The sequence below is a fragment of the Roseivivax marinus genome (assembly GCF_900109705.1).
Classification (GTDB): Bacteria; Pseudomonadota; Alphaproteobacteria; order Rhodobacterales; family Rhodobacteraceae; genus Roseivivax; species Roseivivax marinus.
Genome location: NZ_FOAI01000004.1, coordinates 90,062 through 103,665 on the forward strand (window position 1 = coordinate 90,062; position 13,604 = coordinate 103,665).

13 protein-coding genes are annotated in these 13,604 nt (G+C 68.7%); 2 read left to right on the top strand and 11 right to left on the bottom strand.

Annotated features, from left to right (window positions below; all coding sequences use genetic code 11):
* Positions 1-5: 5 nt before the first annotated feature.
* From BMX29_RS06680 to coxB, 11 genes are all read right to left on the bottom strand, one after another.
* Entirely contained in the window at positions 6-1,424 is a 1,419-nt protein-coding gene (locus BMX29_RS06680; protein WP_092811408.1) for an FAD-binding oxidoreductase, read from the bottom strand.
* Positions 1,425-1,490: 66 nt separating this feature from the next.
* Complete coding sequence (locus tag BMX29_RS06685; RefSeq protein ID WP_092811410.1) at positions 1,491-2,366, bottom strand: MBL fold metallo-hydrolase; 876 nt, start codon at positions 2,364-2,366, stop codon at positions 1,491-1,493.
* 122 nt (positions 2,367-2,488) lie between these two features.
* The gene (locus BMX29_RS06690) at positions 2,489-3,073 is read right to left on the bottom strand and encodes a GNAT family N-acetyltransferase (protein WP_092811412.1); all 585 of its coding nucleotides are present in this window, start codon (positions 3,071-3,073) and stop codon (positions 2,489-2,491) included.
* Entirely contained in the window at positions 3,073-4,335 is a 1,263-nt protein-coding gene (locus tag BMX29_RS06695) for a M16 family metallopeptidase (protein ID WP_092811413.1), read from the bottom strand. The genes BMX29_RS06690 and BMX29_RS06695 overlap by 1 nt, the downstream gene beginning before the upstream one ends.
* Complete coding sequence (gene thrC / locus BMX29_RS06700; protein WP_092811414.1) at positions 4,332-5,723, bottom strand: threonine synthase; 1,392 nt, start codon at positions 5,721-5,723, stop codon at positions 4,332-4,334. The genes BMX29_RS06695 and thrC overlap by 4 nt, the downstream gene beginning before the upstream one ends.
* The gene (locus tag BMX29_RS06705) at positions 5,720-6,406 is read right to left on the bottom strand and encodes an SURF1 family protein (RefSeq protein ID WP_092811415.1); all 687 of its coding nucleotides are present in this window, start codon (positions 6,404-6,406) and stop codon (positions 5,720-5,722) included. Before BMX29_RS06705 ends, thrC begins: the two co-directional genes overlap by 4 nt.
* Positions 6,407-6,679: 273 nt before the next feature.
* A complete protein-coding gene (locus tag BMX29_RS06710) occupies positions 6,680-7,480 on the bottom strand; it encodes a cytochrome c oxidase subunit 3 (RefSeq protein WP_043842108.1) in 801 nt (266 codons plus the stop codon).
* Positions 7,481-7,505: 25 nt separating this feature from the next.
* Complete coding sequence (locus tag BMX29_RS06715) at positions 7,506-8,093, bottom strand: cytochrome c oxidase assembly protein (RefSeq protein ID WP_240476911.1); 588 nt, start codon at positions 8,091-8,093, stop codon at positions 7,506-7,508.
* A complete protein-coding gene (locus tag BMX29_RS06720) occupies positions 8,090-8,284 on the bottom strand; it encodes a hypothetical protein (protein WP_043842109.1) in 195 nt (64 codons plus the stop codon). Before BMX29_RS06720 ends, BMX29_RS06715 begins: the two co-directional genes overlap by 4 nt.
* Positions 8,284-9,228 carry a heme o synthase gene (gene cyoE, locus BMX29_RS06725; protein ID WP_043842110.1) on the bottom strand — a complete coding sequence of 315 codons (945 nt, stop codon included), beginning with the start codon at positions 9,226-9,228 and terminating at the stop codon, positions 8,284-8,286. The genes BMX29_RS06720 and cyoE overlap by 1 nt, the downstream gene beginning before the upstream one ends.
* A 112-nt stretch (positions 9,229-9,340) precedes the next feature.
* On the bottom strand, positions 9,341-10,243 hold the full coding sequence (gene coxB / locus BMX29_RS06730; protein ID WP_043842111.1) for a cytochrome c oxidase subunit II: 903 nt from the start codon (positions 10,241-10,243) through the stop codon (positions 9,341-9,343).
* A gap of 195 nt (positions 10,244-10,438) precedes the next feature.
* Here coxB and tldD point away from each other — a divergent pair, with 195 nt between their 5' ends.
* Entirely contained in the window at positions 10,439-11,860 is a 1,422-nt protein-coding gene (gene tldD / locus BMX29_RS06735; RefSeq protein WP_043842113.1) for a metalloprotease TldD, read from the top strand.
* Between the two features lie 112 nt (positions 11,861-11,972).
* Entirely contained in the window at positions 11,973-13,529 is a 1,557-nt protein-coding gene (gene dprA / locus BMX29_RS19890) for a DNA-processing protein DprA (protein ID WP_244889168.1), read from the top strand.
* The last annotated feature ends 75 nt before the right edge of the window (positions 13,530-13,604 follow it).

Sequence of the window (13,604 nt, forward strand, 5' to 3'; positions counted from 1 at the left end):
TCGGCCTAGTCACGCGCCCGCAGGACCGCGCCGGGGTTCATGATGCCTCTAGGGTCGAGCGCGGACTTGATCGCGCGCATGGCGCCCAGCTTGGCCGGGTCCTGGTAGCGTTCGAGGTCGTCCACCTTCAGCCGGCCCACGCCGTGCTCGGCGCTGACGGACCCGCCCATCTCGTGCACGAGGTCGTGGACGCAGCGTTTGATGGCGTCGCGGTCGCCTTCGTGGTCGGCGCGGCTCCGGCCCGGGACCGGGAACACGTTGTAGTGCAGATTGCCGTCACCCACGTGGCCGAAGCAGTTCACCCGGAAGTCGCCGATCTTCTTCAGCCGCGCGATGCCTTCGGGAATGAAGTCGGCGATCGCACCCAGCGGGACCGAGATGTCGTGCGAGCTGACCGCGCCGATCAAGCGGTTCGCCTCGGGGATACGTTCTCGGACCTCCCAGAAGTCGTGGGTCTGCGCCTCGGATTGCGCCACGAGCCCGTCGGTCACGCAGCGCCCGTCGAACGCCTCGGCGAAGAGAGCCTCCAAGGCGGCCTGCGCGTCGAGGCCCTGCGCCATCCCGACATCGATCAGAACGGTCCACTCCGGCGCCGGGTCGAAGGGGCGGCGCACCTCCGGCAGGGTCTCGGCAAGGAAGTCGAACCCGGTGCGCCCGATCAGCTCGAACGCGCTGACGCCCTCGCCGAGACGTGCGCGGGCGCGGGCGTAGAGGTCGAGCGCCGCGCGCGGGTCGGGCACGGCCATCAAGGCGGTGCCGGTGACCGCGGGCCGGGGGAAAAGCCGCAGCGTCGCGGCGGTGATGAAGCCGAGCGTGCCTTCCGCCCCGATCAGGAGGTTCTTGAGGTCGTAGCCGGTGTTGTCCTTCCGCAGCCGTCGCAGCCCGTGCCAGATCTCTCCCGAAGGCAGCACCGCCTCGAGGCCGAGGCACAGGTCGCGCGCGTTGCCGTAGCGCAGGACGTTCACGCCGCCCGCATTGGTCGATAGCAGTCCGCCGATCCGGGCCGAGCCTTCCGAGGCGAGTGACAGCGGGAACAGCCGGTCGGCCTCCTGCGCCGCGGCCTGCACGTCGGCCAGCACGGCGCCGGCCTCGGCGGTCAGGACGTATTCCTCGGGGTGGACGGCGCGGATCGCGGTCATCCGGTCGAAGGAGACGATCAGGGGGGCGCCGCCCTGCATGATCTGCCCGCCGACAAGCCCCGTTCCGCCACCCTGCGGCACCAGCGCCACGCGCCGTTCGGCGGCGAGCCGGACGATCTCGGACACGTCCTCTGCGCTGCGGGGCAGGGCCAGCGGGGCGTCAGCGCCCCGCCAACGTCCGCGCGGCTCTTCGAGATGGCGCGCCTCGGCCCGGCGGATCGTGTCGTCTGGCAGGCGTGCGCGCAGGTCCGAGAGAAACGCGTCGTCGGCTGGGGATAGGGGCATGGTCCGGTCCGCTGTGGTGCAGGGCGGAACCCTAGCGACCAACGCGGGAAGGTCCAGCCGCCGGGCCTAGTCCGACGGTGTCGCCGGGGCCTCGTCGGCCGCCGCGTCCGTCAACCAGCCGGGCTCCAGCACCATGACGGTGCGCCGGTCGGGCAGGTCGGCGAGCGACACTTCCAGTGTCGGACCGCCCACGCGCTCCACCGCCCAGATTTCGGACACGCCGTCGAGGAAGTCCTCCAGCGCATAGGTCGAGAACCAGTGCATCGGGATGACGATGGGGGCCTTCAGCCGCTCGACCACCTCGATCATGTTGCCGCGCGGCATGGTGTAGCCGCCGTCCACCGGCACCATCAGCACGTCCGCGCGGCCGAGCGCGGCATATTGCTGCTCGTTCGGCTCGTGGTGGAGGTGGCCCAGATGCACGATGCAAAGGCCCGCCGTCTCGAACACGAAGATCGAGTTGCCGCTTTCCTCGCGGTTGCCGAAGCCGGACCGGATGTCGGTCGAGACATTCCGGACGGTCATGTCGCCGATGCGGACGTGGTGGTCTATGCCCGTTCCGAAATCTTCGCCCCAGCCCTGCAGGACGTGCGGAATGGCCGGGTCGGGATGCGCGGTCCAGTGCGAGGAATGGGCGTGGTTCATGGTGACCACATCGGGGATCATCGTGGTGTTGCCGATGTAGCCGGTGAAATCGGTGACCGCGTTCAGGCCTTCCTCGGTCCGGATCAGGAACGAGGCGTGGGTAATGTAGTGCAGCCGGACCGAGTATCGCGGCACCGGTGCCTGCCAGCTGGCCTTGTGCAGGTACTCGATGCCGGGCGCCGCGTCGGCGATGGCGATGCAGTGGCTCGGTTGTGCGTCGGACTGCGCGGCGGCGGGGCCGGCGAGGGGCGCGAGGGCGACGAGGCCGAGGCAGGCGGCGACGAGAGTTCGGATCATGGGCGTCCTCCTTCGCCCCCAAGGCTAGCAACGGGACGGCCGCACCGGACCATCACATCCTCGTGGGGGGACGAAAGGACGCGCGCGGTCGCGCAGGGATGCCCGGGAGGCGGGCAGCGGGCTCAGCCGACCTGCGTGCGCCCGCGCCTGTCGAGCCGCAGCGCGGCGTAGAGGACATGCGTGCGCCAGCGCCCGTTGATCTGCAGGTAGCTTTGCGCGACGCCCTCGTACTTGAAGCCCGAGCGTTCCAGAAGCCCGCGCGAGGCGACGTTCTCGGGCAGGCAGGCGGCCTCCACCCGGCTCAGGTCCATGCGCTCGAAGGCGTGGTGGACGACCGCGCCGATGGCCTCGGCCATGTAACCCTGCCGCGCGAAGGGCTGGCCGATCCAGTAGCCCAGCGTGCCCGACTGCGCCGGTCCGCGGCGCACGTTGTCCAGCGTGATCGCGCCCAGCAGACGGTCGTCCTCCCGGCGGAACAGGAACAGCGGCACCGCCGTGCCCGAGGCGATCGAGCGGTTGGCCCAGTAGACCCGGTTGGTGAACGCCTTGCGGCTGAGGTGGTCCGTGGCCCAGGTCGGCTCCCACGGGCGCAGGAAGGTCTCGCTTTCGGCGCGCAGGGCCGTCCACGGCGTGAAGTCCGCGTGCACCGGCGGGCGCAGGCTGAGACGCTCGGTCTCTATGCGAAGCCGCCGGCGCAGCATCCGCATCAGGCGGCGCGGCGCGCGTCGAGGGTGGCAAGGTCGGGGGCGTCCTCGACCGGGCCGTAAAGCGCCACCGCCAGGGCTTCTTCGGAAGCAGTGCGTCCGGCAAAGCGGCGCACGTCCGCGTCCGTGACCGCGTCGATGCGCGCGGCGGTATCCTCTACCGGCGGCACGCCGCCCCAGATCTGCAGCATCCGCGCGGCCCTCTCGGCGCGGGCCGAGGGGCTTTCCAGCCCCATGAGCAGCCCGGCCTTCATCTGCGCCCGGGCGCGGGCGATCTCGTCGGCGCGCAGGTCGTCGGCGGCGCGGCGCATCTCGTCCACGGTGAGGCTCGTCAGCTCTGCGATCTCCTCCCCGCTGGTGCCGGCGTAGATTGTCGTGGTGCCGGTATCGGCATAGGCGCCGGACTGCGCGAAGATCGTGTAGCACAGGCCGCGGTTCTCGCGGATCTCCTGGAACAGGCGCGAGGACATGCCGCCGCCAAGCGCGGTCGAGTAGACCTGCGCCGCGTAGAAGTCGGGATCGCGGTAGCCCGGTCCCTCGAAGGACATCGCCATGTGCGCCTGCTCGAGCGGTTTCACCCGCCGGACCTCGCCGCCCGAAAAGCGCGCGGGCTGCGCCACGGCCGCACCGCGCGGCGTCATGTCGCCGAAGAGCGCCTCGGCCTGTTTCACGATGGTGGCGTGATCGACGGACCCCGCCGCCGACAGGATCATCTGGTCGGGGCCGTAATGCTCCTCGACGAAGGTGGCGAGGTCGGCCTTGCCGTAGCCGTTGACCCGGCCGGCCTCGCCGAGGATGGCGCGACCGATGGGCTGGTCGGGATAGCAGGTCTCCTGCAGCCAGTCGAAGATGATGTCGTCGGGCGTGTCGAGCGCCTGGCCGATCTCCTGCAGGATCACGTGGCGTTCGGTCTCGATCTCTTTCGGGTCGAAGGCCGGATTTCGCAGGATGTCGGCGATCACGTCGAGCGCGAGCCCGGTATCCGCCGCCAGCACCCGCGCGTAATAGGCCGTGACCTCGCGCGAGGTATAGGCATTGATGAAGCCGCCCACGTCCTCGATCTCTTCGGCGATCCGCAGGGCCGAGCGCGTGGCCGTGCCCTTGAACGCCATGTGCTCGAGGAAGTGCGCGACGCCGTTCTGCTCGGGCCGTTCGTGCCGGCCGCCGGCCGAGACCCAGATGCCCAATGCCGCCGATTGCAGGCCGGGCATGGTTTCGGTCACGACGCGAAAGCCGTTCGACAGCGTGGTGATCTCGGGGGTCACGTTCGGATGCGCTCCTCTATCAGTGTCTCCAGCGCGTCCAGCTCGTTGGGCACGCGGGTGATCCGCTCGTCCCTCTCGAAGAGATCGGCCATGCGCTCGGGCAGGGGCGGACGGATGCCGGTCGCCGCCTCGACGGCGTCGGGGAACTTGGCGGGGTGGGCGGTGGCCAGCGTGACCATGGGCTCGGACCTGTCGCGGGTTTCGCAGGCGACATGCACGCCCACCGCCGAGTGCGGGCAGAGCAATTCGCCGGTTTCGCGCCAGAGCCGGGCTATGGTGGCCGAAGTCTCATCCTCAGACGCGCGCCCCGAAGCGAAGTGATCGCGCAGCGCTTCGAGCGCGCCCTGGCTCACGTGGTAGGTGCCGTTGGTCTTCAGCTCATCCATCAGCTGCGCCACGGCGTTGCCGTCACGGCCGTAGGCGTCGAACAGCGCCCGCTCGAAATTCGAGCTGACCTGGATGTCCATGCTGGGCGAGATCGACGGCTGCACCCGGTCGAGCGTGTGGGTGCCGGTGGCCAGGGTCCGGTGCAGGATGTCGTTCTGGTTGGTCGCGACCACGAGCCGGTCGATGGGCACGCCCATGCGCTTGGCGATGTAGCCCGCGAACACGTCGCCGAAATTGCCGGTGGGCACGGTGAAGTTCACCTTGCGGTCCGGCGCGCCGAGCGCCACCGCCGAGGTCACGTAGTAGACGACCTGCGCCAAAACCCGCGCCCAGTTGATCGAGTTCACCCCGGCGAGGCGCACGCGGTCGCGGAACTCGAAGTGGTTGAACATGTCCTTGAGCCGCGCCTGCGCGTCGTCGAAATGACCGTCGATGGCCAGCGCGTGGACGTTCTCTTCCGTCGGGGTGGTCATCTGGCGGCGCTGCACCTCGGACACCCGGCCCTCGGGGTAGAGGATGAAGACGTCCACAGCGTCGAGCCCACGGAATGCCTCGATCGCCGCAGACCCGGTATCGCCCGAGGTGGCGCCGACGATGGTCACGCGCTCGCCGCGTCGGGTCAGCGCCTCCTCGAAGAGCTGCCCGATCAACTGCATGGCGAAGTCCTTGAACGCCAGCGTCGGCCCGTGGAACAGCTCGAGCAGGAAGTGACCGGGCGCCAGTTGCACCAGCGGCGCACGTGCCGTGTGGTCGAATTGCGCGTAGGCTCGCGCGATCAGATCGCCGAAGGTCTCGTCGTCGAAGCTGTCACCCACGAAAGGGCGCATGACGCGGAACGCGACTTCCTCGTAGGACAGGCCGTTCATGGCGCGCAGATCGTCGGCCGAAAGCTGCGGAATCTCCTCGGGCACGTAGAGGCCGCCGTCACGGGCGAGACCGGACAGCATCGCCTCCTCGAACGAGAGGGCCGGGGCTTGGCCGCGTGTCGAGACGTATTTCATGGCTGCACGTCCTTGGAGAAGTGGCCGCGCCGCAGCCAGATGCCGGTCATGGCGATCCACACGGCGGCGAGGGAGAACCAGGTGATGGCGTATTGCAGGTGGTCGTTCGGAATGCCTTCGGTCGAGACCGGAAGCGGCGTGACGCCGGGGACCGGGGGCTTCTCCGAGCGCACCACGGCGAGGATCGGCTCGGTTCCCAACGCATCGGCCATCGCGGCAACGTCGCGCGCGAACCAGATGTTCCGGTCGCGATCGGTCTCCGGCGTGAAGCTGCCGGTTTCCTGCGGCCAGTGGAGGTTGGCGGTGATCGTAGCCTCACCAGCGGGGCGCTCGAGGTCCTTGTCCTCGGTCGGGACGAAGCCGCGGTCGATCAGAACGCGGCGGCCGGCATCGGTGGTGAACGGCGCGATGATCCGGTAGCCGGCGCCGACGCGCTTCTGGCTGACGAGGACGTGGAGTTCGCCCTCGTCGACGGTGCCGGCCAGCTGCACGGGACGGTACCGGTCTGCCTCGGGAGCCGGATCGGAGGGCAGGGTGGTGTCCGCGGGGCCCGAGATCGTCGAGGTGATATCGTCGAGGATCGCTTCCTTCCACGCGAGGCGCTGGACCTGCCAGATCCCCAGCGCACACAGAATGGCGGCGCCGACGAGGCCGATCAGAAGCGGGGCGATGAGACGTTTCACAACGGGCGCGGGTCCGGCCGGTGGCAAGGGAACGGTGGGGGCCGGATGCGCTCCGGCCCTGCACGGCTTTAGCGGGTCGATGGGGGCGGGTTCAACCGCAAAGGCATGTGCGGGCGGCCTCCCGCGGGGCCTCAGGATTTTAACTAAAATCCTGAGGCCGGTGCGGATCGCGCGCAGAATTTTAGGTAAAATTCTGCGCGCCCCAGGCTCCGGAACGGGAAACGCCCGCGCGGCTGCGCGGGCGTTCCGGAAATTCCGAGCGGGTGGGCCGGGTCAGCCGCCCCAGACGTAGACGGCCGCGAAGAGGAACAGCCAGACCACGTCCACGAAGTGCCAGTACCAGGCGGCGGCCTCGAAGCCCACGTGCTTGTTCGGGGTGAAGGCGCCGTTCATCAGCCGGATCAGGCAGACGAACAGGAAGACCGTACCGATGATCACGTGCGCACCGTGGAAGCCGGTCGCCATGAAGAAGTTGGCGCCGTAGATGTTGCCCGAGAAGCCGAAGGCGGCGTGGCTGTACTCGTACGCCTGGAAGAAGCTGAACAGCAGGCCCAGCAGGATCGCGATGATCAGGCCCCACTTCATGTCCTTGCGGTTGTTCTCGTGCACCAGCGCGTGGTGCGCCCAGGTTGCCGCCGCGCCCGAGCACAGCAGGATCAGGGTGTTGATCAGCGGCAGGTGCCAGGGGTCGAAGGTCTCGATTCCGGCGGGCGGCCAGACGCCGTCCACGCCGGGGCTCTCGGGGCCCATCGGGTAGATCGCGTGTTTGAAGAACGACCAGAACCACGCGAAGAAGAACATCACCTCGGACATGATGAACAGGATGAAGCCGTAGCGCAGGCCGATCTGCACCACCGGCGTGTGGTCGCCCACTGAGCTTTCCGAGATTACGTCCGACCACCAGCCGAACATGACGTAGAGCACGCCCACGAGGCCGATCAGGAACATCCAGGGGCTGCCGGATTTCATGAAGGGCACGGCGCCGAAGAGCATGATGAAGGCGAAGACCGCGGCCAGGAACGGCCAGATCGACGGGCTCAGGATGTGGTAGTCGTGGTTCTTGGCGTGCGCCATTGGTTCTGTCCCTCTTCGGATGGCGTCAGTTGACGGAGGTTTCTTCGGCTTCGTCGAGCGCGGCCTGCTGCGCGTCCTGCGGCAGGTCGATCTCGTAGAAAGTGTACGACAGGGTGATCGTCTTGGTGAACTTGGCGTCACGGTCCTCGGTGATCGCCGGGTCCACGTAGAAGTAGACCGGCATCTCGACCCGCTCGCCGGGCTGCAGCACCTGCTCGGTGAAGCAGAAGCACTGCACCTTGTTGAAGTACGATCCTGCGGTGAAGGGCGCGACGTTGTAGCCGGCCTGTCCCGCGATCGGGTGGTCGGTGGGGTTGTAGGCCTCGAAATAGGCCAGCCCGTCCTCGCCGATCTTGAGCGTCATCTCGCGCTCGACCGCCTCGAACTCCCACGGCATCCCGGCCTCGACATTGGCGTCGAAGCGCACGGTGATGGTCTGATCGAGCACGGTGTCGCTGCCCGCCTCGGCGGTATTGGTGGTGCCGCCGTAGCCGGTGACCGCGCAGAACCAGTTGTAGAGCGGGATCGACGCCCAGGCCATCGCGCCCATGAACACGATCACGCCGCCCAGCGCCGCCACCGTGCGGGTCTTGCTATCGAGTTTCCTCATCATTGAGTGTCCTCCGTTTCAGCGGCCGTGCCGGACGCGGAGGTGGCGGCGCGGGGCGATTCGAAGTCCCCGCGGGTCACCTTCACCACGGTCAGGCCGAAGATCACGGCGATGAACGCGGCCAGCGTCAGGCCGACGCCCAGGTTCCGGCCATAGCGCCGGTCATGCAGGTCATGCGTGGGTTTGAGGGCCATCAGAAGCCTGCCCACAGGATGCCGGCGCGGTCGACCGCGGCCTCGGCCAGAAGCGCGCCGAAATGCAGGAAGAGGTAGAGAAGCGACAGTTTGAAGAACGACTTCTCGACCGCGTAGTTGTCGGTCTCGGCCATGTGCTCGTCGCGCTGCCAGATTTCCCAGGCGCCCTTGAGGAACATGACGTTCAGCACGATCGCCACCGACAGGTACAGCGGTCCGCCCGCCGAGGTGAAACCGGTCGCGAGCGCCAGGGCCGCCAGCAGCACGGTGTAGATAAGCACGTGGCGGCGGGTGGCGGGACGGCCGTGGGTCACGGTCAGCATCGGCACGCCGGCATTGTCGTAGTCCTTGCGCATGAACAGCGCGAGCGCCCAGAAGTGCGGTGGTGTCCACAGGAAGGTCAGCGAGAACATCAGGAGCGATTCGACCGAGATGCCGCCCGTGGCCGCAGCCCAGCCGATCATCGGGGGGAAGGCGCCCGCGGCGCCGCCGATGACGATGTTCTGCGGCGTCCAGCGCTTGAGCCACATGGTGTAGATCACGACGTAGAAGAAGATGGTGAAGGCCAGCAGGCCCGCCGCGACCCAGTTGGTCGCGAGGCCGAGGAAGACAACCGAAAAGCCCGAAAGCGCAAGCCCGATCGACAGCGCCTCCTGCCCGGTGACGCGGCCCGATGGCACGGGGCGCTTGGCGGTGCGGCGCATCACCGCGTCGATATCGGCGTCCCACCACATGTTGAGCGCGCCGGACGCGCCGCCGCCCACGGCGATGAACAGGATCGCGCAGAAGGCGACGAAGGGGTGGATCTCAGCGGGCGCGGCCAGAAGGCCGACCAGCGCCGTGAACACCACCAGCGTCATCACCCTCGGCTTCAGCAGAGCGAAGTAGTCCCCGAACTGCGCGTCGCTCTCGAGGTCCGTGGGATTGAGGGATGCGTCGCTCATGCTGCGTGTCCGGTGTCTTGGTCTGGGTGCGTAAGCCGCGGCCCCGCTTCGGGGGCCGCGTTATCCGGGTTGGCGCGGACGCGACGGGCGTCGTCCGCGAGATGGTGTTCGGTCACTCGGCCGAAGCGACCTGGATCGGTGCGTCGGCGGCCGGGGCGGAGGCGTATTCCTCGACCATGTTGGCTTTCCAGGCCTCGTACTCTTCCTCGCTGACGACCTTTACCGTGATCGGCATGTAGGCGTGGGCGATGCCGCACAGCTCGGAGCACTGACCGAAGTAGACGCCTTCCTGCTCGGGCTGGAACCACAGCTCGGCAAGACGGCCGGGAACCGCGTCCTGCTTCACGCCGAAGGCCGGGATGGTCCACGAGTGGATCACGTCGCCGCCGGTCACCTGGATGACCACGGTCTTGTTGACGGGCACCACGACCGCGGTGTCGGTGGCCAGGCGGAAGTGCTCGGGCTCGTAGCCGGCGTCGAGAAGCTGCTGCTCGACCTCTTCCGAGTAGGAGTTGTCGCCGCCGGTTGCCGGCGAACCGATCATGTAGCTGTCGAATGCGAAGCCTTCGTCGATGTACTCGTGGTTCCAGTACCACTGGTAGCCGGTGGCCTTGATGTAGATGTCGCCCTCGGGGATCTCCTGCTGCTTGAACAGCACGGGCAGCGAGAACGCCCCGATGAAGACCAGCACGAGGATCGGACCCACGGTCCACGCGATCTCGAGCGGGGAGTTGTGGGTGAACGTGCCGGGGTTCGGGTTGGTCTTGCGGTTGTAGCGGACGATGCAGAACGCCAGCAGCGCCGTCACCAGGATCACGATTGCGGTGATGATGACGGTGATCATGCCGTCGAGCCAGTGGATATCGCGCGCGAGCTCCGTCGCAGCGGGCTGGAAGCCGATCCCGCCGTTCTCGGGCGCACCGATCACGGGCAGGTCCTGTGCCACTTCTTGCGCGAAGGCCGGGGCCGCGGCGACGGCGGCAAGGGCGCCCGTCAGCATGGTCTTAAGTTTCATGTCTCACCCTGAGCGGTTCTACGTCATTCCGAAAAGCGGGTCGCGAGGTCGTGTCTCGCCGGTCCGCCGGACGGACCCCCGTTGTCTTGGCCCCGTCTCTAACCATATCCTTCGGGCCAGATAAAGAACCTCGCTTGCGGCAGATGGCCGCTCGCTGTCGATGCAGATCATAATACCAGCCCGACCGGAGCTTCCATGACCGATGCGCCCTTTCGTCCGTTCGACACCCATCTCGAGCGGGAGGCTGCGCTCGGACGCCTGCGCGACGCGCTGTCGGGTGCCGAGGATGGCGAGCTGTTCCTCGAGCGCAAGCGCTCCGAAGGTCTGCTCTTCGACGATGGCCGGGTGAAGCAGGCAAGCTACGATGCCGCCGAGGGATTCGGCCTGCGCGCGGTAAAGGGAGAGGTGGCGGGCTATGCCCACGCGACCGAGATCAGCGAAAGCGCCCTGACCCGCGCGGTGGAAACCGCGCGCCTCGCCGTGGGAGACGGCGGCGGCACCATGGCGCCCGCGCCCTCGCGTACCAACCGGACGCTCTATACCGACGTCGATCCGATCGCCGGGCGTCCCTTCGCGGCCAAGGTCGAGACCCTGTCGGAAATCGACGCCTTCCTGCGCGACCTCGATCCGAGGGTGGTGCAGGTGACCGCCTCGGTCGCCGCCTCGATCCAGGAGGTCGCGATCCTGCGGGCCGACGATTCGCTGGTGACGGACGTGCGTCCGATGACGCGGCTCAACGTATCGGTGATCGTCGAGGAGGACGGCCGTCGGGAAAGCGGTTCGGCCGGCGGCGGCGGGCGCGTGGGCCTCGACGGGCTGCTCGATCCCGAGGACTGGAAGGCCAAGGCTCGCGAGGCGCTGCGCATCGCGCTGGTGAACCTGCGCGCCGAACCGGCGCCCGCAGGCGTCTTCGACATCGTACTCGGACCCGGCTGGCCCGGAATCCTGCTGCACGAGGCGGTCGGGCACGGGCTGGAGGGCGACTTCAACCGCAAGGGCACCTCGGCCTTTGCCGGACTGATGGGCCAGCGCGTCGCGGCGCCCGGCGTCACCGTGCTGGACGACGGCACGATCCCCGACCGGCGCGGCTCGATCACCGTGGACGACGAGGGCACGCCCTCGGGAAAGAACGTCCTGATCGAGGACGGCATTCTGGTGGGCTACATGCAGGACCGCCAGAACGCCCGCCTCATGGGGGCCGCGCCCACCGGCAACGGCCGGCGCGAAAGCTACGCCCACGCGCCGATGCCGCGGATGACCAACACCTACATGCTGGGCGGGGACGCCACGCGCGAGGATCTCGTGTCGGAGCTGAAGGACGGTATCTATGCCGTGGGTTTCGGCGGCGGGCAGGTGGACATCACCAACGGCAAGTTCGTATTCTCCTGCACCGAGGCCTACCGTGTAAAGGACGGCAAGGTCGGCGCGCCTGTGAAGGGCGCCACTCTGATCGGCGATGGCGCCACGGCGCTTCAGCACATCCGGGGGCTCGCCAACGACATGGCGCTCGATCCGGGCATGGGCAATTGCGGCAAGCAGGGCCAGTGGGTGCCGGTCGGCGTGGGCCAGCCCTCTGTGCTGATCGGCGGACTGACGGTGGGCGGCGCGGGGTCCTGACCCCGGTCGGTCGGCTTTTCGCCATCCGGCCGCCACAATGTTCGTGCGCCTTCAGGTTTCGTTAAGGGTGGGTGCGTAGACAGGCTCTGCAAGAGTTCGGAGCCGAGGGCGCATGAGGGTCGAACATCACCACTCTTCCACTCACCCCCTACTCCCACCCACCACGGAAGACGACCGCATCGCGCGGCTTCGGCTCTTGCGCTCCCGCCGTGTGGGGATCGCTACATATCACCGGCTGATTGCCGAGCTTGGCTCGGCCGCCGCGGCGCTGAACGCCCTCCCCGAAATCGCCCGCGCCGCCGGGCTCGACCGCTACGAGGCCGCGACCGAGCGCGCCGCGCTGGCCGAGATGCGCGCCGGCGCCCATGCCCGCGCACGCCTGATCTTCCAGGGGGAGGCCGCTTACCCTGCGCGTCTCGCCGACCTGTCCGACGCGCCGCCATTCCTCTGGGCCGTCGGCGACATCGCCGCTCTCGCCCGTCCGATGGTGGCGCTCGTCGGCGCGCGCAATGCCTCGTCGCTCGGCACCCGCATGGCCCGTGCCCTCGCGCAGGACCTCGGCGCGGCGGGGTATGTCGTGGTGTCGGGACTGGCGCGCGGGGTCGATGCGGCCGCCCATGCCGGCAGCATCGCCACAGGCACGGTCGCAGTGCTCGCGGGCGGGGTGGACGTGCTCTATCCGCAGGAAAACGCCAGGCTGGCGGAAGATATCCCCGCGGCGGGCGGGGTGCGCCTGTCGGAACATCCGCCGGGCCTCCAGCCGCAGGCGCGGCACTTTCCCGCGCGGAACCGCATCGTTTCCGGCCTAGCCGAGGCCGTGGTCGTGGTGGAGGCGGCGGCCAAGTCCGGCTCGCTTATCACCGCACGCGCGGCGCTCGACCAGGGGCGCGAGGTGTTCGCGGTGCCGGGCCATCCCTTCGACGCCCGCGCCGGGGGCTGCAACATGCTGATCCGCGACGGCGCGCGCCTCGTGCGCGGCGCCGCCGACGTTATCGAGGCGATCGGTCCGGGGCCGGGTCCGGTCGCGCGGGGGGACCTGCCGCTGGACGCCGTGCCATGCGCCGCTCACGAGGCTCGGGGCGCGCACACCGGGCCGGAGACGTCTCAGGCGAAGCCGGGGGATAGCGTCGCCAGCCAGGTCTCGACGTCCAGGATGCAGGCGGGTGCCGCGCCGGATGGGGCTCAGACTACTCACCAGCGCGACGGTGGAGGGAAGTCCCATGCGCTCGCAACGCGACCGGACACGGTTCAGGGAACTGCCGCAGGGGACGCTGCGACACAAGGCGGCGGCGCTACCTGCGGGAAGGCTGAAAACCTCACGGAGGATGGCGCACGCGGTGCTGACCGGCGTGAGGCTGCAGGCGGTCCGTCCGGACAAGCCCCGCGCCGCTCCCGCAGCGTCGCCCGCCGGCCCACGGCGCCCACCGGAACCTCGGCGGACGCACGGCGCGACCAATCCGCACGGGGAGAGGAGGCGCGCACCCTCTCGGAGACGGCGGCGCTTCATGCGCGGATTCTCGACCGGCTCGGGCCCTCCCCACTGGCCGAGGATCAGCTGATCCGCGATCTCGGCCAGCCCAGCGGGACCGTCGCGCCTGCGCTCACCGACCTTGAACTCGACGGCCGGATCCGTCGCCAACCGGGCGGTCTGCTGGCGCTCGCCCCGTGACCGGCGACCCCCGGCTCGATTGACAATTCGGGCTTGCACCCCACATGCTGCGCGGCCAAAGACAGGCCCGTTCCC

What these genes read in the sequence shown, in the direction of transcription:
- BMX29_RS06680 (WP_092811408.1), bottom strand. Translation starts at nt 1,424, where the DNA reads ATGCCCCTATCCCCAGCCGACGACGCGTTTCTCTCGGACCTGCGCGCA.
- BMX29_RS06685 (WP_092811410.1), bottom strand. Translation starts at nt 2,366, where the DNA reads ATGATCCGAACTCTCGTCGCCGCCTGCCTCGGCCTCGTCGCCCTCGCG.
- BMX29_RS06690 (WP_092811412.1), bottom strand. Translation starts at nt 3,073, where the DNA reads ATGCGGATGCTGCGCCGGCGGCTTCGCATAGAGACCGAGCGTCTCAGC.
- thrC (WP_092811414.1), bottom strand. Translation starts at nt 5,723, where the DNA reads ATGAAATACGTCTCGACACGCGGCCAAGCCCCGGCCCTCTCGTTCGAG.
- BMX29_RS06710 (WP_043842108.1), bottom strand. Translation starts at nt 7,480, where the DNA reads ATGGCGCACGCCAAGAACCACGACTACCACATCCTGAGCCCGTCGATC.
- BMX29_RS06715 (WP_240476911.1), bottom strand. Translation starts at nt 8,093, where the DNA reads ATGATGAGGAAACTCGATAGCAAGACCCGCACGGTGGCGGCGCTGGGC.
- BMX29_RS06720 (WP_043842109.1), bottom strand. Translation starts at nt 8,284, where the DNA reads ATGGCCCTCAAACCCACGCATGACCTGCATGACCGGCGCTATGGCCGG.
- cyoE (WP_043842110.1), bottom strand. Translation starts at nt 9,228, where the DNA reads ATGAGCGACGCATCCCTCAATCCCACGGACCTCGAGAGCGACGCGCAG.
- coxB (WP_043842111.1), bottom strand. Translation starts at nt 10,243, where the DNA reads ATGAAACTTAAGACCATGCTGACGGGCGCCCTTGCCGCCGTCGCCGCG.
- tldD (WP_043842113.1), top strand. Translation starts at nt 10,439, where the DNA reads ATGACCGATGCGCCCTTTCGTCCGTTCGACACCCATCTCGAGCGGGAG.
- dprA (WP_244889168.1), top strand. Translation starts at nt 11,973, where the DNA reads ATGAGGGTCGAACATCACCACTCTTCCACTCACCCCCTACTCCCACCC.